This window comes from Lutibacter sp., from assembly GCF_046055765.1.
In the GTDB taxonomy this organism is placed as follows: Bacteria; Bacteroidota; Bacteroidia; order Flavobacteriales; family Flavobacteriaceae; genus Lutibacter.
In genome coordinates, this window is sequence record NZ_JASFZF010000033.1 from 24632 (window position 1) to 42031 (window position 17400).

17 protein-coding genes and 1 pseudogene are annotated in these 17400 nt (G+C 29.7%); 7 read left to right on the forward strand and 11 right to left on the reverse strand.

The features are described from left to right. The first annotated feature begins 17 nt into the window (after nucleotides 1-17). Both gldB and gldC read left to right on the forward strand, forming a co-directional pair. Nucleotides 18-968, forward strand: coding sequence for a gliding motility lipoprotein GldB (gldB, locus tag QM495_RS03900; RefSeq protein ID WP_408670800.1), 951 nt, complete (start codon nucleotides 18-20; stop codon nucleotides 966-968). Next, entirely contained in the window at nucleotides 968-1306 is a 339-nt protein-coding gene (gene gldC / locus QM495_RS03905; protein ID WP_408670801.1) for a gliding motility protein GldC, read from the forward strand. The genes gldB and gldC overlap by 1 nt, the downstream gene beginning before the upstream one ends. Here the strand turns inward: gldC and folK are convergent, their stop codons facing one another. Further along, the gene (gene folK, locus QM495_RS03910; RefSeq protein WP_408670802.1) at nucleotides 1307-2434 is read right to left on the reverse strand and encodes a 2-amino-4-hydroxy-6-hydroxymethyldihydropteridine diphosphokinase; all 1128 of its coding nucleotides are present in this window, start codon (nucleotides 2432-2434) and stop codon (nucleotides 1307-1309) included. Between the two features lie 81 nt (nucleotides 2435-2515). On the opposite strand from folK, the gene sppA reads away from it, so the two are divergent. Further along, the gene (gene sppA, locus QM495_RS03915) at nucleotides 2516-4270 is read left to right on the forward strand and encodes a signal peptide peptidase SppA (RefSeq protein WP_408670803.1); all 1755 of its coding nucleotides are present in this window, start codon (nucleotides 2516-2518) and stop codon (nucleotides 4268-4270) included. On the opposite strand, the gene QM495_RS03920 is transcribed toward sppA, so the two are convergent. The 9 genes from QM495_RS03920 to QM495_RS03960 form a co-directional block, all read right to left on the reverse strand. Further along, complete coding sequence (locus tag QM495_RS03920) at nucleotides 4267-4749, reverse strand: dihydrofolate reductase (protein WP_408670804.1); 483 nt, start codon at nucleotides 4747-4749, stop codon at nucleotides 4267-4269. The genes sppA and QM495_RS03920 overlap by 4 nt on opposite strands. Beyond that, the gene (locus QM495_RS03925; RefSeq protein WP_408670805.1) at nucleotides 4746-5117 is read right to left on the reverse strand and encodes a 2TM domain-containing protein; all 372 of its coding nucleotides are present in this window, start codon (nucleotides 5115-5117) and stop codon (nucleotides 4746-4748) included. Before QM495_RS03925 ends, QM495_RS03920 begins: the two co-directional genes overlap by 4 nt. 11 nt (nucleotides 5118-5128) lie before the next feature. Then, nucleotides 5129-5341: a hypothetical protein gene (locus QM495_RS03930; protein ID WP_408670806.1), complete on the reverse strand. Its 213-nt coding sequence runs from the start codon at nucleotides 5339-5341 to the stop codon at nucleotides 5129-5131. 80 nt (nucleotides 5342-5421) lie between these two features. After that, nucleotides 5422-5859: a hypothetical protein gene (locus QM495_RS03935; protein ID WP_408670807.1), complete on the reverse strand. Its 438-nt coding sequence runs from the start codon at nucleotides 5857-5859 to the stop codon at nucleotides 5422-5424. A gap of 10 nt (nucleotides 5860-5869) precedes the next feature. Next, nucleotides 5870-6694, reverse strand: a complete 825-nt coding sequence (locus QM495_RS03940; protein WP_408670808.1) for a thymidylate synthase — start codon at nucleotides 6692-6694, stop codon at nucleotides 5870-5872. A gap of 25 nt (nucleotides 6695-6719) precedes the next feature. Further along, the gene (locus QM495_RS03945) at nucleotides 6720-7961 is read right to left on the reverse strand and encodes a nucleoside permease (RefSeq protein WP_408670809.1); all 1242 of its coding nucleotides are present in this window, start codon (nucleotides 7959-7961) and stop codon (nucleotides 6720-6722) included. A gap of 2 nt (nucleotides 7962-7963) precedes the next feature. After that, complete coding sequence (locus QM495_RS03950) at nucleotides 7964-8575, reverse strand: bifunctional nuclease domain-containing protein (RefSeq protein ID WP_408670810.1); 612 nt, start codon at nucleotides 8573-8575, stop codon at nucleotides 7964-7966. 91 nt (nucleotides 8576-8666) lie between these two features. Then, the gene (locus tag QM495_RS03955; protein ID WP_408670811.1) at nucleotides 8667-9629 is read right to left on the reverse strand and encodes an electron transfer flavoprotein subunit alpha/FixB family protein; all 963 of its coding nucleotides are present in this window, start codon (nucleotides 9627-9629) and stop codon (nucleotides 8667-8669) included. A 29-nt stretch (nucleotides 9630-9658) separates the two neighbouring features. Next, the gene (locus QM495_RS03960; protein ID WP_408670812.1) at nucleotides 9659-10405 is read right to left on the reverse strand and encodes an electron transfer flavoprotein subunit beta/FixA family protein; all 747 of its coding nucleotides are present in this window, start codon (nucleotides 10403-10405) and stop codon (nucleotides 9659-9661) included. A gap of 176 nt (nucleotides 10406-10581) precedes the next feature. Here QM495_RS03960 and QM495_RS03965 point away from each other — a divergent pair, with 176 nt between their 5' ends. The 4 genes from QM495_RS03965 to QM495_RS03980 all read left to right on the forward strand — a co-directional run bounded on the left by QM495_RS03965 (nucleotide 10582) and on the right by QM495_RS03980 (nucleotide 17246). Beyond that, a complete protein-coding gene (locus tag QM495_RS03965; protein WP_408670813.1) occupies nucleotides 10582-11562 on the forward strand; it encodes a pyruvate dehydrogenase complex E1 component subunit beta in 981 nt (326 codons plus the stop codon). A gap of 63 nt (nucleotides 11563-11625) precedes the next feature. Next, the gene (locus QM495_RS03970; RefSeq protein WP_408670814.1) at nucleotides 11626-14118 is read left to right on the forward strand and encodes a DUF5686 family protein; all 2493 of its coding nucleotides are present in this window, start codon (nucleotides 11626-11628) and stop codon (nucleotides 14116-14118) included. A gap of 65 nt (nucleotides 14119-14183) precedes the next feature. Continuing rightward, nucleotides 14184-14711 (forward strand): inorganic diphosphatase, encoded by a 528-nt coding sequence (locus QM495_RS03975; protein ID WP_408670815.1) that lies wholly within the window; start codon nucleotides 14184-14186, stop codon nucleotides 14709-14711. Nucleotides 14712-14834: 123 nt separating this feature from the next. Next, entirely contained in the window at nucleotides 14835-17246 is a 2412-nt protein-coding gene (locus tag QM495_RS03980) for a sodium-translocating pyrophosphatase (RefSeq protein ID WP_408670816.1), read from the forward strand. 70 nt (nucleotides 17247-17316) lie between these two features. On the opposite strand, the pseudogene QM495_RS03985 reads toward QM495_RS03980, so the two are convergent. Continuing rightward, nucleotides 17317-17400: pseudogene (locus tag QM495_RS03985) on the reverse strand (deoxynucleoside kinase); the annotation flags it as partial.

The window sequence follows — 17400 nt, forward strand, 5'->3', positions numbered from 1 at the left end:
TGTAAATATAGAAATTAATGAAGAAATTAATTGTTCTAACTATTATTTTATTAATGGTAGTTTCATGCCAAGAGAAGACTAAAAAAAAGGTAGATGTTTCAGGTATTGAAATGGAAGTTTTAGTTGAAAGATTTGAGCAAAAATTTTATAACTCAAATGAGAAAACACTTCAAGCCTTAAAAAATGAATATCCTTATTTATTTCCAACTCAAAACGATAGTGTTTGGTTGAATAAAATTCACAATGAATTTGAATTATTTAAAACATCACAAACTATTTTTGAAGATTTTAAAGAAGAAAAATTTCAAATTAAAGAGTTGTTTAAACATGTAAAATATTATCATCCTAGTTTTAAATCACCTAAAATAATTACGCTTATTACCAATTTAGATTATAAAAGTAAAGTGGTGTATGCAGATAGTTTGCTATTTGTTTCTTTAGATATGTACTTGGGAAAAAACAGTAAAGTATATCATGATTTTCCTCTGTATTTGGCACAAAATTTTGATAAATCTCATTTGGTTGTTGATATTGCGAAAGCTATAGGAGAACATTATTTTGTTTCAGGGAATAAGCGTCAGTTTATTGATGTAATGATAAATGAAGGAAAAAAAATGTATTTATTGGATAGTTATTTACCTATGATTTCTGATGCTGAAAAAATAGGATATGGAAGTGATAAATATGAATGGACAATAGCTAATGAAGCTCAAATTTGGAAATATTTTATTGAAAATAAGTTATTATATAGCTCTAACGCCGAATTATATACTCGTTTTATTGCTGATGCGCCTTTTTCAAAGTTTTATATTGATATTGATAAGCAATCTCCAGGTAAAATAGGTGTTTGGTTGGGCTGGCAAATTGTACGCTCATATATGACCAATAATAACGTAACTTTGCAGCAACTTTTACAAGCAAATACAGAAGAAATATTTAAAAATTCAAAATATAAACCAAAAAAATAATGGCGGTAAGTAGCACATCAAAAATTGAAATAACAGTTGGATTGGATGAAAATAAAATTCCAGAAAAATTACATTGGACTGCACAAGATAGTGATATTATAAATAAAGAAGCAAAAGCGGTAATACTTGCTGTTTGGGATGAAAAAACTAAAGATACACTTAGAATGGATTTATGGACAAAAGAAATGCAGATTGATGAAATGAAACAATTTTTTCATCAAACATTAGTGTCTATGGCTAATACTTTTGAGCGTGCAACAAACGATGCTAAAATGACCGCCACAATGAAAGATTTTTGTGACTATTTTGCTGAAAAATTAGAGCTAAAGAAAAAGTAATTATTCTACATTTTTTATAAGTTCAATAATTTCTTTATAATCTTCTATATTATGGAGAAAATCTTTATTAGTAACATCTACTATTAACGTATTTAGATTTTTTTCGGTTTTAATAAAAGTTGCGTAACCTTTATGTATTTTATCTAAATATTCAGGTGAAATATTTTGTTCGTAGTCTCTTCCACGATTTTTTATATTTTCTAATAAACGAGGTGTTTCTTGATAAAGATATATGTATAAATCGGGTTTTGAAATCTCATTGTACATAATATCAAACATTTTTCTATATAAAAAATATTCATCTTTTTGTAAGGTAACTTGCGCGAAAATTAATGATTTAAATATATAATAATCTGAAACTATAAAGTTTTTAAATAAATCAAATTGAGCTAAATCATCTGAAAGTTGTTGATAGCGATCTGCTAAAAAACTCATTTCCAAAGGAAATGCATAACGTTCGTTATCTTCATAAAACTTTGGTAAAAAAGGATTGTCGGCAAAGCGTTCTAATATAATTTTAGCATTAAAATCTTCAGCTATCAAATTAGTAAGTGTTGTTTTTCCAGCACCAATATTACCTTCAATGGCAATGTAATTAAATTTTTCTGATAAGCATATAGGACGTTTCAACTTCAAATACGTATTTTCAATTTTATTATCATCAGTACAATTAGCAAGGCAAACTTGTATGCGTTGTTTTTCAATTGGATGCATAAAATTTGGAGCAATTTCAGCCAAAGGAACCATCACAAATTTCCTATTTAGCATTTCTTTATGAGGCACGATTAATTCTTTTGAAAAAATAATTTCATTATCAAAAAGTAAAACATCAATATCAATAATTCTTGCTTTATATTTTTTTTCTGAAGTTCTTTTTCTGCCTAAAGAAATTTCAGTTTTACGAATAGCGTCTAATAAATTTTCAGGGTTTAAACTAGTTGAAACCTGAACACAAATATTATAAAAATCATCACTTTCAAAACCCCAAGCAGCAGTTTTATAAATTGATGAAATTTTAGCAATTGTACCTATTTCCAACGCAATTATATCTACTGCTTGTTGTAAATTTTTAAACTTGTTGCCTAAGTTACTTCCTAAGGATAAATATGTAGTTCTTACTATTTGCATAAAGTGAATACAAAGAAAAGAAAAGTATCATTTAAAAACATATCTTTGTGAGCCAACTTATAAACATTTATCATTTTTTTTATGAAATTTTTAAGAAATTTATTTGCATCAATTTTTGGAACTTTAATTGCATTGGGTATAATTTTAGTGTTGTTTTTATTAATTGCTGCAGCTTTTGGAGAAACTAAACAAATAACGGTTGCTAATAATTCAGTTTTAGAGATAAAACTAGAAACTTTGGTGAAAGATTATGCCCCAAAAAGTGACAATCCACTTGATGAAATATTGGGTATTAATGATAAAAAAATAGGGTTAAATTCAATTATAAACGCCATTGAAAATGCTAAAATCGATTCGCGAATTAAAGGAATTAGTATTACTTCTTTAGGTGTTAATGCTGGTATTGCCCAAACACAAGCAATTAGAAATAAATTATTAGAATTTAAAGAAACCGGTAAATTTATTAAAGCTTATGCTGATATTTATGACCAGAAATCTTATTATTTTAGTTCTGTTGCCGATTCTATTTTTATGAACCCCGTTGGAGCAATTGATTTTAAAGGATTATCTTCAGAAATACTATTTTATAAAGATTTAGAAGAAAAATCAGGTGTAAAAATGGAAGTTATTAGGCACGGAAAATATAAAAGTGCAGTAGAGCCTTTTTTATACAATGAAATGAGTGCTGATAACAGAAATCAAATTACTGAGTTTTTAACATCTATTTGGAATGAAATGATTGTTGAAATTTCAAAAAGCAGAAATATTTCAACTGAAAACTTAAATGCTATTGCAGATAATTTATTTGCTAGAAATGCAACTTTAGCTATTAAAAATAAAATTGTTGATGGTGCTTTATATCAGGATGAATACAACAATAAATTAAAACAAGCATTAGGTTTAACACTTGATGATGATTTAAATAAAATTTCTATTTTAGATTATATTTCAACAGGAAAAGGTAGAGTACAATCTTCGGCTTCAGATAAAATTGCTGTTATATATGCGCAAGGTGAAATTATTTATGGAAAAGGAAATGAAGATTTAATTGGGCAAGATTTAATTATAAAAGCATTAAAAAAGGCTAGAAATAATAGTAGTGTAAAAGCGATAGTTTTAAGAGTAAATTCACCAGGTGGAAGTGCATTGGCTGCTGAATTAATTTGGAGAGAATTAGAATTGACCAAAAAAGAATTGCCAATTGTTGTTTCTATGGGTAATGTAGCTGCCTCAGGTGGTTATTATTTAGCGTGTAATGCAGATAGAATTTTTGCAGAACCTACAACAATTACGGGGTCTATTGGTGTTTTTGGAGTAATTCCAAATTTTAGTAAATTAGCTAATAATATTGGAGTTAATGCGCAACAAGTAAGTACAAATAAAGGTGCAAATTATAGCGTTTTTGAACCTATGACAGATGAATTTAGAGCAGTTACAATTGAAGGTGTTGAAGCTGTTTATACTACTTTTTTAGAAAGAGTTTCCACGGGGAGAAATATGACAATAGAGGCTGTAGATAAAATAGCACAAGGTAGGGTTTGGTCTGGTGTAGATGCATTAAATAATGGTTTAGTAGATGAGTTAGGGAATTTGGAAGATGCCATTTTGTTTGCTGCTGAATTAGTTGAAATTACAGATTTTAAAGTGCGTAATTATCCAAGCTACAAAAAGGAATTAGAAGATAGGTTTAAGAGTTTACCTTTTGTAAAAACAACAGAAAAAGTTTTAATAGAAGAATTAGGTGAGGAAAATTATAAAATATATCAAACTATAAAAGAATTCTCAAAATTAAATGGAATTCAAGCTAGATTGCCTTTTGAAATTAATATTAATTAAATACGCTTAAAAGAAACAAAACTATAATCGTACTTGTTTTTATCATCTGCTTTAAAATTTTCTCTTGAAATTTCTTTCCAAATAGTTGTATCTATTTTTGGGAAAAAAGCATCGGCTTCAAATAAATGGTGAACAAAAGTTAAATCTAATTTATCTGCAATTTCTATTGCTTGTTTGTAAATTTCAGCTCCACCTAAAATAAAAGGATTTTCATCTTCTTTGGAGGCTTCAATAGCTTCTTGTAGTGAATTAACAATCACACAACCTTCAGCTTTAAAATTAGTATTACGTGTAATTATAATATTTGTTCTATTTGGTAGTGGTTTTCCTAATGATTCATAAGTTTTTCTACCCATAATCACTTTATGATTAGACGTTACTTTTTTAAATCGTTTTAAATCTGCAGGTAAATGCCAAATAAGTTGATTGTCTTTTCCTAAAGCATTGTTTTCAGCTATCGCAGCTATAATAGTTATCATTCTTTTGTTAAATTATCTTGAGAATTCTCCTTTTTTTTTAATTCTGAGGCATAATGCTCGCTTTCTAATTTGGCAATTTTAAGTTTTTGTTTAATAACCAATTTTTCGGTTTGTTTTCGCTCCCAATCTTTTCCCATAAAACGGTGGGTAATAAATACATTTACAAAATGAAGTATCAAAATAAAGAGCCATACTATTACTACCCAAACAAACCAGTTTTCAATATAATTTTCACCTACTTTTAGTAATTTATTAAGTATAATTAAAAATACGGAACCTATTAAAAAAAGTACAAAATGAAAATATAATTGTTTTTTTTGCTTTATACGATTTCTTGCATTTTCATATAATTCGTGTTGTTCCTTCATAGTGATTATAATTACATACTTTTAACCCATTCTTTAATATAAGAAGAGAAATCTTCAGTTTCATTGATATCTTGATGTTGTATTTTTTCATTTGCCAATGCTAAAAATTTTGAAATATTTTTATCAGAAGTATTAAAAACATGTTCAATAGACTTCAAAAGGTTAGTATCATCAATTTCTATGATTCGTTGAATTATTTTATTTTTTAGTTGTAGCGTATCCATTGTTTTTCTTTTTTAGCTATAAATTTATTAAATGTTTCTGAATTAGGTACTTTAAGGATTGAAAAGTTTTCAATTTTATCTTATTGCCAGGGTGTTTTACGAATTTTATGAGGTTTTTTCATTTCAACTCTTACAGCTAAAGGTAAAGAATATTTGACAGAAGTGGGTTTGTTATTTATAGTACCAGGAACAAATTTTGGTATTAATTGTAATACTCGTTTTGTCTCTAATTCAAGATCTTTATGTGGAGCCCTAATTTTTAAATTATCAATTTCCCCCATTTTATTAATACTAAAAATAATATAGATCTTTTTTATTCCTGGAGTAATATTTTTTATTTGATTCGTTCTAAATTTATTTAAAAAATGAGAATTTATCTTTTTTGAAAAACACTTACGTTTGTTTTTCTCTTTTTCACAGCCTTTATAAATAGGAAATGTTTCTGTAATTTCTTCTGATTGAGCATCAATTTTATTAATTGATAATAGAATAATCAATAGATAAATAATTTTTTTCATTTTGCAATTTTTAAACTGAAACTCTTCCTTTAATGTGAGAATGTGGATTATAATTGTTTAACGTAAAATCTTCAAAGGTGAAATCAAATATATTTTTTACAGAAGGATTTATTTCCATAGTTGGTAATTCTCTTGTTTCTCTAGACAATTGTAATTTAATTTGTTCACTATGGTTACTATAAATATGCGCATCTCCAAACGTATGAATAAAATCGCCAGGTTTTAAATTACAAACTTGTGCCATCATCATTGTAAATAGCGCATAAGATGCGATGTTAAAAGGAACTCCTAAAAAAATATCGGCACTACGTTGGTATAATTGGCAAGATAATTTACCGTTAGTTACATAGAATTGGAAAAATGCATGGCAAGGTGGCAATGCGGCTTTATTGTTTGCAACATTTTCTGAAAAAGAAACTGATGTATCGGGTAAAACACTTGGATTCCAAGCAGAAATTAACATTCTTCTACTATCTGGATTTGTTTTTATAGTTTCAATAACTTCAGTAATTTGATCAATACCTTCACTATTCCAATTACGCCATTGATGCCCATACACAGGTCCTAAATCTCCATTTTCATCAGCCCAAGCATCCCAAATTTTTACATTATTATTATTTAAATATTCAATATTAGTATCGCCTTTTAAAAACCATAGTAATTCATGAATAATAGATTTTAAATGTAGTTTTTTTGTGGTTAACATTGGAAAACCGTTACTTAAATCAAAACGCATTTGATATCCGAAAACACTTTTTGTGCCTGTTCCAGTTCTATCTTTTTTAATAGTACCGTTATTTTGTACGTGCTTTATTAAATCTAAGTATTGTTTCATTTAAAATAGAATTTAAGCGAGTTTTTTAATGATGCACGTTTTTTATAGTATCTGGGTTGTGTTTATATTTAAAGATTAACCCAAAAACTATTGCTAAAACTAAGGCATAAGCTGCAAAAATCATCCATATAGAAAACCAATCTCTACCAGTTTCAGTTGTAAATTGTTGGACAATATATCCACTACTTAATCCTCCAATTATGGCTCCTACACCATTTGTAAGTAAAATAAATAATCCTTGGGCACTTCCTCTATATTTGGTATCGGTTTCTGTTTCAATAAATAAGGAGCCTGAGATATTGAAAAAATCAAAGGCTGCACCATAAACTACCATGGAAAGAATAAGATATCCTAGTCCAATACCCTCTGGAGACCCAATTCCGAATAATCCAAAACGTAAAAACCAGGCCAGCATACTCATAATCATTACAACTTTAATTCCAAATCGTTTTAAAAAGAAAGGAATAGTTAAAATAAATAACGTTTCAGAAACCTGAGATAAGGCAATTAAAGTGTTTGAATTAGTTACCGCAAATGAGTCAGGATAGTTTTCTTTAAAACTTCTTAAAAATTCAGATGCCCATGCGTTGGTAATTTGAAGAACAATACCTAACAACGTAGAAAAAATGAAAAATACGGCTATTTTATACTCTTTAAATAAAACAAAAGCATCTAACCCTAATCTTTCTGTCAAAGATTTATTGGAAGAAGTTGACAAAGGAACATTTGGTAAAGTAAAAGAGTAAATACCCATTATTAATGAAATTACCATTGCAAAGTAAAATTGCATATTACTTTGAGCCCAACCAAACGTACCTACAGAAACTTCGGCAATTATAAAACCAATAGTTCCCCAAACTCTAATTTTTGGAAAAACTTTTATTACATCAAAGTTGTTAGTGGTTAAAATACTATAAGAAACGGTATTTGCAAGACCTAACGTTGGCATATAAACAGTAAGATACCCTAATATTAGCCAAAAAAACAAGTCAAAATCGTTAGTTTGGGCTAAATAAAACATGAAAATTGCACCAATAAGATGTAAAATCCCTAATAATTTTTGGGCATTTATGTATTTATCGGCAATAATACCTATTATACCAGGCATTACAACAGATGCTATACCTAAAGTAGTGAATATTTTTCCTATTTGAAAGCCTTCAAATTTTAATTGTCCACCTAAATAACCTCCTAATGAGATTAGCCAAGCTCCAAATACGAAAAGTTCAAAGAAATTTAATACGGTTAAGCGAAATTTGATATTCATGTTTATAATGTTCTTTTATTGATTTCATCACGAATTTTTGCGGCTAATTCGTAATCTTCTTGTTGAATTGCAATATTCAATTTTTCATTTAATTGTTTCAGTGTTTCTTTAGAAAAAGAAGTTTCTTTTCCCTCAGGTATAGGTTCGTCTATTAAATTTTCAATACTTAAAGGATCTTCATCAATGGTTAAAGTATCTTTCATTTTTAAATAAATTCCTGCTTTATCAAGTATGTTTTCATAAGTAAAAATTGGTGCATCAAAACGAGTTGCTAAAGCAATAGCATCTGAAGTTCTTGTGTCAATAATTTCTTCAATTTTATCGCGTTCGCAAATTAAACTTGAATAAAAAACACCATCAACTAACTTATGAATAATTACTTGTTTTATAATAATATGAAACCTATCTGCAAATGTTTTAAAAAGGTCGTGGGTAAGTGGGCGAGGTGGTTTAATTTCTTTTTCTAGTGCAATAGCTATAGATTGTGCTTCAAAAGCACCTATAACAATAGGTAAGGTTCTTGTGCCGTTTACTTCGCTGAGCACTAATGCATAAGCGCCACTTTGGGTTTGACTATACGATATACCTTTAATATTTAGACGAACTAAACTCATAAATTAAAATTAACAAAAAAGGCTATCTAATCAAAGGACTTTGATGTCCTAATAATTAGACAGCCTTAATAAGAGGCACAATTTAACAAAATTATGCGTTATTTGCTTTAAATTCTTTTAACTTTTCAATTAATTTTGGAACAACTTCAAAAGCATCACCAACAATACCATAATCGGCAGCTTTAAAGAAAGGAGCTTCGGGGTCTGTATTAATGACTACTTTTACTTTTGAGGAGTTTACTCCTGCTAAATGTTGAATTGCTCCTGAAATTCCAATTGCAATATATAAGTTTGAAGCTACAGGCTTCCCTGTTTGTCCAACGTGTTCACTGTGTGGTCTCCAACCTAAATCTGAGACCGGTTTAGAGCACGCAGTTGCTGCTCCTAAAACATCGGCTAAATCTTCAATAATTTTCCAGTTTTCAGGACCTTTTAAACCTCTTCCTCCTGAAACTACTATATCTGCATCAGCAATAGTAACTTTACCAGTAGTTTGTTCAATTGCTTCTGAAGTTAAGCCACTTTCAACTATTGATGGAGAAAACTCTTCAATATTTCCAGCTACTTGATTTTCAATTAAACCAAAAGAATTTTTTGCTAATGAAATAACTTTACATTCAGTATTTACTACTGTATTATTAAATGCTTTATTTGAAAAAGTTTTTCTTTTAAGAGTAAAAGGTGAAGTAGAACTTGGTAATGAAACAACATTATTTGCATAACCAGCATTTAAATTAACAGCAACTGTTGGAGCAAGATATAATCCGTTTGAATTTGAATCAATAATTACAACTTGTGATTCTTCTTTTTCGGCTGCCTGTTTAATAATATTTGCATATATTTTGGTATTAAAAGTATTTAATGCATCATTTGAAACAGTTAAAACTTTCTCTGCTCCATACGCATATAATAAAGTAGGGTCTACAGGATTTATGGCTAATACTACTACATTTGTTCCTAATTGTTCGGCTATTTTTTTTCCGTAAGAAGTTACTTCAAAAGCAGATTTCTTAAATTTTCCTTCCGATGTTTCGGCAAAAACTAAAACTGACATATATTTTTGTTTGTTAAATCGTTTAATTATTATATTACTTTGGCTTCATTATGTAATAAACTAATAAGTTCATCAACATTATCGGCATCAACTAATTTACAAGCTGACTTTACGGCTTGTTTTTCAAAAGAAACTATTGTAGTTGCTGGATCACTATTTATTGGCTCAACAATAGCTAGTGGTTTTTTTCTTGCCATCATAATTCCACGCATATTTGGTATACGCAAATCTCTTTCTTCAACTAACCCTTTTTGACCTGCAATAATTAAAGGTAAATTTGAAGATAATACTTCTTTTCCACCGTCAATTTCACGTGAAATAGTAGCCTTGTCACCTTCAATTTCTAAACCTATACAAGCATTTACAAAACTATAACCTAGTAATGCAGCAATCATTCCAGGAACCATTGCCCCGTTATAATCACTAGATTCTTTTCCTGCAAGCACTAAATTGTAACCGCCATTTTTTACCACTTCGGCTATTTCTTTAGCAACAGCTAATCCATCAGTAGGTTCAGCATTTACTCTAATTGCATCATCAGCTCCAATAGCTAAAGCTTTGCGTAAAGTAGGTTCAGTAGAAACATTTCCAACATTAACAACAGTAACTGTTGCTCCTTGTTTTTCTTTAAACCACATAGCTCTTGTTAATGCAAATTCATCATAAGGGTTTATTACATATTGCACACCATTACCATCAAATTTAGAATCATTTTCTGTAAAATTAATTTTTGAAGTAGTGTCTGGAACGTGACTTATACAAACTAATATTTTCATTTTATTATGTATTTTAAATATTTTGGTATAAAATTAAAAAAGCTTTTTATTAATAGTGACGAATATACTACTTTTTTTTAAAATACTATGCGTGCATAGTAAAATTTTATAAGACACTATTTTTTTGATTCTAATTTTAGAAATGCTTACTTTTGCAAATCTTAAAATAAGATACAATGAAGACGATACAATTTAGAGAAGCTATTTGTGAAGCAATGAGCGAAGAAATGCGAAGAGATGAATCTATTTTCTTAATAGGAGAAGAGGTTGCTGAATATAATGGTGCATATAAAGCTTCAAAAGGAATGTTAGATGAATTTGGAGCAAAACGTGTAATAGATTCTCCAATTGCCGAGTTAGGTTTTACTGGTATTGCAGTTGGTTCAGCAATGAATGGTAACAGACCAATTGTAGAGTTTATGACTTTTAACTTTTCTTTAGTTGGGATTGATCAAATTATAAATAATGCTGCTAAAATTAGACAAATGTCTGGTGGGCAATTACCTTGCCCTATTGTTTTTAGAGGGCCAACTGGTTCTGCAGGACAATTAGGAGCTACACATTCACAAGCATTTGAAAATTGGTTTGCTAACACACCAGGTTTAAAAGTAATTATACCTTCAAACCCGTATGACGCAAAAGGATTATTAAAAGCTGCTATTAGAGATAATGACCCTGTAATTTTTATGGAATCAGAACAAATGTACGGTGATAAAATGGAAATTCCTGAAGGAGAATACATTATCCCAATAGGTGTTGCAGATGTAAAAAGAGAAGGAACAGATGTTACCATTGTTTCATTTGGAAAAATAATTAAAGAAGCATATAAAGCTGCTGAAGTTTTAGAAAAAGAAGGAATTTCAGTAGAAATTTTAGATATGCGTACGATTAGACCAATGGATTTTGATGCGATTTTTAAATCGGTTAAAAAAACGAATAGGTTAGTTGTTTTAGAAGAATCTTGGCCATTTGCAAGTATTTCTTCTGAAATTACATTTCAAGTACAAGAAAATGTATTTGACTATTTAGACGCTCCAATAAAAAGAATTACAACGGCTGATACACCTGCACCATACTCTCCAGTTTTATTAGAAGAATGGTTACCAAACTTTAATGATGTTGTGAAAGCTGTTAAAGAAGTATTATATATAAAATAAAGGCATAGAATTTGCGTTATAAATTCCTTTCTAGTTTTATCTTGAGAGGAATTTTTTAGTATTATGAAAAAATTTAAGTTACTTAGTTTACTATTAATATTCACTGTTTCAGCTACTTTTTCACAAGTGAAAATTAGCGGGGTTGTTAAAGATGAACAAAATGAAACAGTTCCTTTTGCTAACATTGTTTTTGTTGGCTCAACTACAGGAACTGTTTCAGACGAAAACGGAAAATTTTACTTAGAATCTGATAAAACATATACTAAAGTAAAAGTTTCATTTATAGGTTTTGAACCGAAAACTGTAACTGTAAAAAGTAGAGACTTTAATTTGATAATTACATTAAAAGAAGCTGCTTCAAAATTAAAAGAAGTGTTTATTTATAGTGGAAAAATTAAGAAAAAAGGAAATCCCGCTATTGCAATTTTGAAAAAGATTTGGGCTAAAAAACGTCAAAATGGTATTTATTTATTCGATCAATATGAATACGAAAAGTATGAAAAATTAGAATTCGATTTAAATAATGTAGATAGCGCTATGAAAAAAAGCAAACTTTTTAAAGGAATGGAGTTTGTTTTTGAAGGTATTGATACTTCTAGAATTACAGGAAAAGCTTTTTTGCCAATTTTTATCAATGAATCTGTTTACAAATCGTATGGAACTAATAAAAATGGAAAAAGTTTTCGAGAAGATTTAATTGCAAATAAAAATTCAGGATTCGATTCTAATCAAAATGTAATAGCATTTATTAAAGATTTATATGTTGAATACAATATTTACGATAGCTATATTAAAATTTTCGACAAAAGTTTTGTGAGCCCAATTTCAAAAGCTTCAGGAATTTCAACCTATAATTACGTGTTAACTGATAGTGCTTATATAGACAATAAGTGGTGTTACAATATTTTATATTACCCAAGAAGAAAAAATGAATTAACATTTAAAGGTGACTTTTGGGTAAATGATACCACATTTGCCGTAAAGGAAATTAATATGCAAGCTACGCGTAGTGCAAATATAAACTGGGTGAAAGACATTTATATTGAACAGGAATTTGATGTTTTGAATGACTCTGTATTTCTACTGAAAAGAGATTACATGTTATCTGACTTTAGCTTTAAGAAAAAAGAAAAATCAAAAGGTGTATACGGAAGAAGAACAACCATGTATAAAGACTATGATTTTAATAAAGTAAAAGAAGCTAAGTTTTATAATAAAGAAATAGACGTTTACGATGTTTCTATATACAACAAAAATGATAATTACTGGAATGCTGGCAGACAAGAAAAATTAAACAAAAACGAGAAAGGTATTTACAAATTGTTAGATACTTTAACAACTGTTCCTAAATTTAAAAGAATCTACAATTTAGTTTCAATTTTAGGATCAGGGTATATAGAGTTTAATAAATTTGATTATGGTGATATTTTTTCAACTATTGGAAAAAATGATGTTGAAGGATGGCGTTTACGGGTAGGAGGAAGAACATTTTTAGGTGGTAGTGAGCCTTGGCGTTTACAGGGTTATACAGCTTACGGTTTTGACGATCAAAAATTTAAGTATGGCTTATCTGGTAAATGGATGCTTAATCCAAAAAGCAGATTAATAATTGGTGGTGGAAATAGGCGAGATGTTGAACAAATAGGTGTTAGTTTAACAACAACTAATGATGTTTTGGGACGTAGCTTTGCATCTTCAACACTGTTTTCGAGTGGTGATAATACAAAGCTTACAAATATAAATTTATCGAATTTATTTATCTCAATTGAACCTAGAAAAAATTTAGAATTTCGATTGGGTGCTTCTTATAGAACTTTAGAATCCGCTTCACCAAAAACATTTAATTTAGATTATTGGGTAGATGAAGCAGCTACTATTAAAAAATCTAGTAGCATTCAATCTGAAATAGATTTTTCAGTAAAATATACTCCTAATAGAAAAACAATAGGTTATGGCGTTGAACGTAATGAAGTAACAGATACCTATTCAACCTTATTTTTAAATTATTCTAGAGGAATTAAAGGGATTTTTAATAGTAATTTTAACTATCAAAAAATTCAATTTTATTATCGCCAGCCAATACTAATTGGTGGTTTTGGCAGAATGTTTACTACTTTTGAAGTAGGAAAAACATTTGGAGAAGTTCCTCTAGGTTTATTAAGTGTAGTTCCAGGGAATCAATCTTATTTCACCATTGAAAACACCTATTCATTATTAGATTATTACGAATTTGTGACCGACAGCTATGCTTCAATACATGTTGAACACAATTTTAATGGTCGATTTTTTTCGAGAGTGCCACTACTAAGAAAATTAAATTTACGAGAAATTGTAAGTATAAAAGGTGTTTGGGGTGAAATTTCAGATAAAAATAGCGCACTAAATGCTTCAAATATTAAGTATGTTGCTCCAACAAAAGGGTATTATGAATACAGTGTAGGAGTTGGCAATATATTTAAAGTGTTTAGAATAGATTTTAGTTGGAGAGGGAATTATAAAAACACACCAGGAGCAAATAATTTCGCAATTAAAGGAGCTTTCGGCTTTCATTTCTAAATTTCAGAATAAATTAACAATTGTACATTCAGAATTATGTATTTTTGCCAAAAAAATCAGAGAAAATGAATTCAAAAACCAAAAGAACGTTCGATGTACTAATCGAAATACCAAAAGGAAGTAGAAATAAGTACGAGTATGATTTTACCTTAAATAAAATTAGGTTCGATAGAATGTTATTCTCATCAATGATGTATCCTGGTGATTACGGTTTTATTCCAGAAACATTAGCTTTAGATAAAGATCCTCTAGATATTTTGGTTTTGGGAAGTGAACCAACTTTTCCAATGTGTGTGATGGAAGTTAAAGCTATTGGTGTTTTTCATATGACTGATGAAAAAGGACCTGATGAAAAAATAATATGTGTGCCTGTATCAGATCCAATTTGGAATCAATTAAATGATATTTTAGATATGAATCCACATCAGGTAAAAGAAATTGAACATTTTTTTCAAGTTTATAAAGATTTAGAAGAAAAAAAAGTTGATGTAGGTGGTTGGGGAGATAAAAGTGAAGCCTATGATATTTTAGATAAATGTATTGAAAGATACAATTTAAGTGAACATAAAAAAAAGAGAACATTTACCATATAATTTTATCAAAAAAAATCCTTTCAAAATATGAAGGGATTTTTTTTGATAAAACCATTGCGAAAACGTTTGAAAATACTATTTTTAGCCCCATCTAAACAAATAATTAAACTTAATTAATATATAATGGATTTATTAATCAAATTTTTACCACTTTTTGGAATTTTAGCGCTTGCATTTGTCGTTGTAAAAAATGCTTGGGTTACTAAACAAGATTCTGGAAATGAAAAAATGTCAAAAATTGCAAAACACATTGCAGATGGAGCAATGTCATTCTTAAAAGCAGAGTATAAAATATTGGCTATTTTTGTTGTTACAGTTGCTATCTTATTGTTTTTTAAAGGAACTTATGAAGAGGGTTCAAACGGAATGATAGCATTGTCATTTGTTGTTGGAGCAATTTGTTCTGCTTTAGCAGGTTTTATAGGTATGAAAGCAGCTACAAAAGCAAATGTAAGAACAACACAAGCAGCAAGAACTTCATTAGGAAAAGCATTAGAAGTTGCTTTTGCAGGTGGTGCAGTTATGGGATTAGGAGTTGTTGGATTAGGTGTTTTAGGTTTAAGTGGTTTATTTATGATTTACCAAATGATGTGGCCTGGAGCTGAAAATTTAGCAATGGTATTAAATGTACTTTCAGGATTTTCATTAGGAGCTTCATCTATTGCATTATTTGCACGTGTTGGAGGAGGAATATATACAAAAGCAGCCGATGTTGGAGCCGATTTAGTTGGTAAAGTTGAAGCAGGTATTCCTGAAGATCATCCATTAAACCCTGCAACTATTGCAGATAATGTAGGTGATAATGTAGGTGATGTTGCTGGTATGGGAGCCGATTTATTTGAATCGTATGTAGGTTCAATTATAGGGACAATGGTATTAGGAGCCTATATTTTTACTCCAGAATTTGACGGTTTAGGAGCAGTTTATTTGCCATTGGTTTTAGCTGCTGTAGGAATTGTGATGTCTATCTTTGGAACATTATTTGTTAAAGTAAAAGATGGTGGATCTCCTCATAAAGCATTGAATCTTGGTGAATTTGGATCTGGGTTTTTAATGATTGTAGCTTCTTATTTTATAATTAATGCCATGTTACCTGAGTCTGTTGAAGGATTACCATTTGGTGCTATGGGTGTTTTTTATGCTACTATTGCTGGTTTATTAGCTGGTTTTGGTGTTGGAAAAATCACAGAATATTATACTGGAACTGGGAAAAAGCCTGTATTGTTTATTATGAAGCAATCAGAAACTGGTTCAGCAACAAATATTATTGCAGGATTAGGTGTTGGAATGATGTCAACAGCTGTTCCAATTTTATTAATTGCAACTGCAATTATTGTTTCTCATTATTTTGCTGGTTTGTATGGTATTGCAATTGCAGCCGTTGGGATGTTAGCAAATACAGGTATTCAATTAGCAGTAGATGCTTACGGACCAATTTGTGATAATGCTGGGGGAATTGCTGAAATGGCAGAATTACCAAAAGAAGTACGCCAACGTACTGATAAATTAGATGCAGTTGGGAATACAACTGCAGCGGTAGGTAAAGGATTTGCAATTGCTTCTGCAGCTTTAACCGCTCTAGCATTGTTTGCAGCTTTTATGAAAACAGCAAACGTTACTTCAATTGACGTTTCTCACCCAACTATTATGGCAGGACTTTTAGTAGGTGGTATGTTACCATTTGTATTTTCAGCGTTATCTATGAATGCTGTAGGCCGTGCAGCAATGGCTATGATTGAAGAAGTTCGTCGTCAATTTAGAGATATTCCTCAATTGAAGGCAGCATTAGAAGTAATGCGTAAGTATGATTCTGATATGTCTAAAGCAACCCCTGAAGATAGAAAAATATTTGATGCTGCTGATGGATATGCTGAATATGAAAAATGTGTAGAAATTTCTACAGATGCATCAATTAAAGAAATGGTATTACCAGGATTATTAGCATTATTAGTGCCAGTAGCAGTAGGGTTTATTGGTGGAGCTGAAATGTTAGGAGGAGTATTGGCTGGGGTTACAACTTCAGGAGTTTTGATGGCTATTTTTCAATCGAATGCAGGTGGAGCTTGGGATAATGCAAAAAAAATGATTGAAGAGCAAGGTAAAAAAGGAACAGCAGCTCATAAAGCATCCGTTGTTGGAGATACCGTTGGAGATCCATTTAAAGATACTTCAGGACCTTCATTAAATATTTTATTAAAATTAATGTCTGTTGTAGCATTGGTAATTGCACCAAGCATTGCTATGACAAGTGATAGTGGTGTTGTTAATCAACAAGAGGTTTCAGAAGAAATTATGAACGTTCAAAAACCAGATGTAAAAACAGTTGAAATAAAAATTGAAAAGACGACTAATGATGATGGTACAGTTAAAGCCATTGTGACTACTACAACAACTCAAAATAATGAAACAACTATAGAAGATAAGGTTTTTGAAGGAACTGATGAAGAAGTTAATGCGAAATTAGAAGCACTTAAAGATGTTAAATCATCAATAAAAAAGATAAAAGTTAAAGAAGTTTTAGAAAAGAAATCTTAAAAGCCTTTAATCATAAACAATAAAAAAGCTCACCATTGGCGGGCTTTTTTATTGTTTAAAGTTTTTATAGTTAGAATAATCCGTTTATTTGAGCGTCAATTTTGTCAATAACAGAACCTAAATCTTCTTGATTATCAACAAAATCTAAATCATC

Bases quoted from the DNA above. Each gene is read 5' to 3' on its own strand.
- gldB (WP_408670800.1), top strand. From the start codon at position 18: ATGAAGAAATTAATTGTTCTAACTATTATTTTATTAATGGTAGTTTCA.
- gldC (WP_408670801.1), top strand. From the start codon at position 968: ATGGCGGTAAGTAGCACATCAAAAATTGAAATAACAGTTGGATTGGAT.
- folK (WP_408670802.1), bottom strand. From the start codon at position 2,434: ATGCAAATAGTAAGAACTACATATTTATCCTTAGGAAGTAACTTAGGC.
- sppA (WP_408670803.1), top strand. From the start codon at position 2,516: ATGAAATTTTTAAGAAATTTATTTGCATCAATTTTTGGAACTTTAATT.
- QM495_RS03920 (WP_408670804.1), bottom strand. From the start codon at position 4,749: ATGATAACTATTATAGCTGCGATAGCTGAAAACAATGCTTTAGGAAAA.
- QM495_RS03925 (WP_408670805.1), bottom strand. From the start codon at position 5,117: ATGAAGGAACAACACGAATTATATGAAAATGCAAGAAATCGTATAAAG.
- QM495_RS03930 (WP_408670806.1), bottom strand. From the start codon at position 5,341: ATGGATACGCTACAACTAAAAAATAAAATAATTCAACGAATCATAGAA.
- QM495_RS03935 (WP_408670807.1), bottom strand. From the start codon at position 5,859: ATGAAAAAAATTATTTATCTATTGATTATTCTATTATCAATTAATAAA.
- QM495_RS03940 (WP_408670808.1), bottom strand. From the start codon at position 6,694: ATGAAACAATACTTAGATTTAATAAAGCACGTACAAAATAACGGTACT.
- QM495_RS03945 (WP_408670809.1), bottom strand. From the start codon at position 7,961: ATGAATATCAAATTTCGCTTAACCGTATTAAATTTCTTTGAACTTTTC.
- QM495_RS03950 (WP_408670810.1), bottom strand. From the start codon at position 8,575: ATGAGTTTAGTTCGTCTAAATATTAAAGGTATATCGTATAGTCAAACC.
- QM495_RS03955 (WP_408670811.1), bottom strand. From the start codon at position 9,629: ATGTCAGTTTTAGTTTTTGCCGAAACATCGGAAGGAAAATTTAAGAAA.
- QM495_RS03960 (WP_408670812.1), bottom strand. From the start codon at position 10,405: ATGAAAATATTAGTTTGTATAAGTCACGTTCCAGACACTACTTCAAAA.
- QM495_RS03965 (WP_408670813.1), top strand. From the start codon at position 10,582: ATGAAGACGATACAATTTAGAGAAGCTATTTGTGAAGCAATGAGCGAA.
- QM495_RS03970 (WP_408670814.1), top strand. From the start codon at position 11,626: ATGAAAAAATTTAAGTTACTTAGTTTACTATTAATATTCACTGTTTCA.
- QM495_RS03975 (WP_408670815.1), top strand. From the start codon at position 14,184: ATGAATTCAAAAACCAAAAGAACGTTCGATGTACTAATCGAAATACCA.
- QM495_RS03980 (WP_408670816.1), top strand. From the start codon at position 14,835: ATGGATTTATTAATCAAATTTTTACCACTTTTTGGAATTTTAGCGCTT.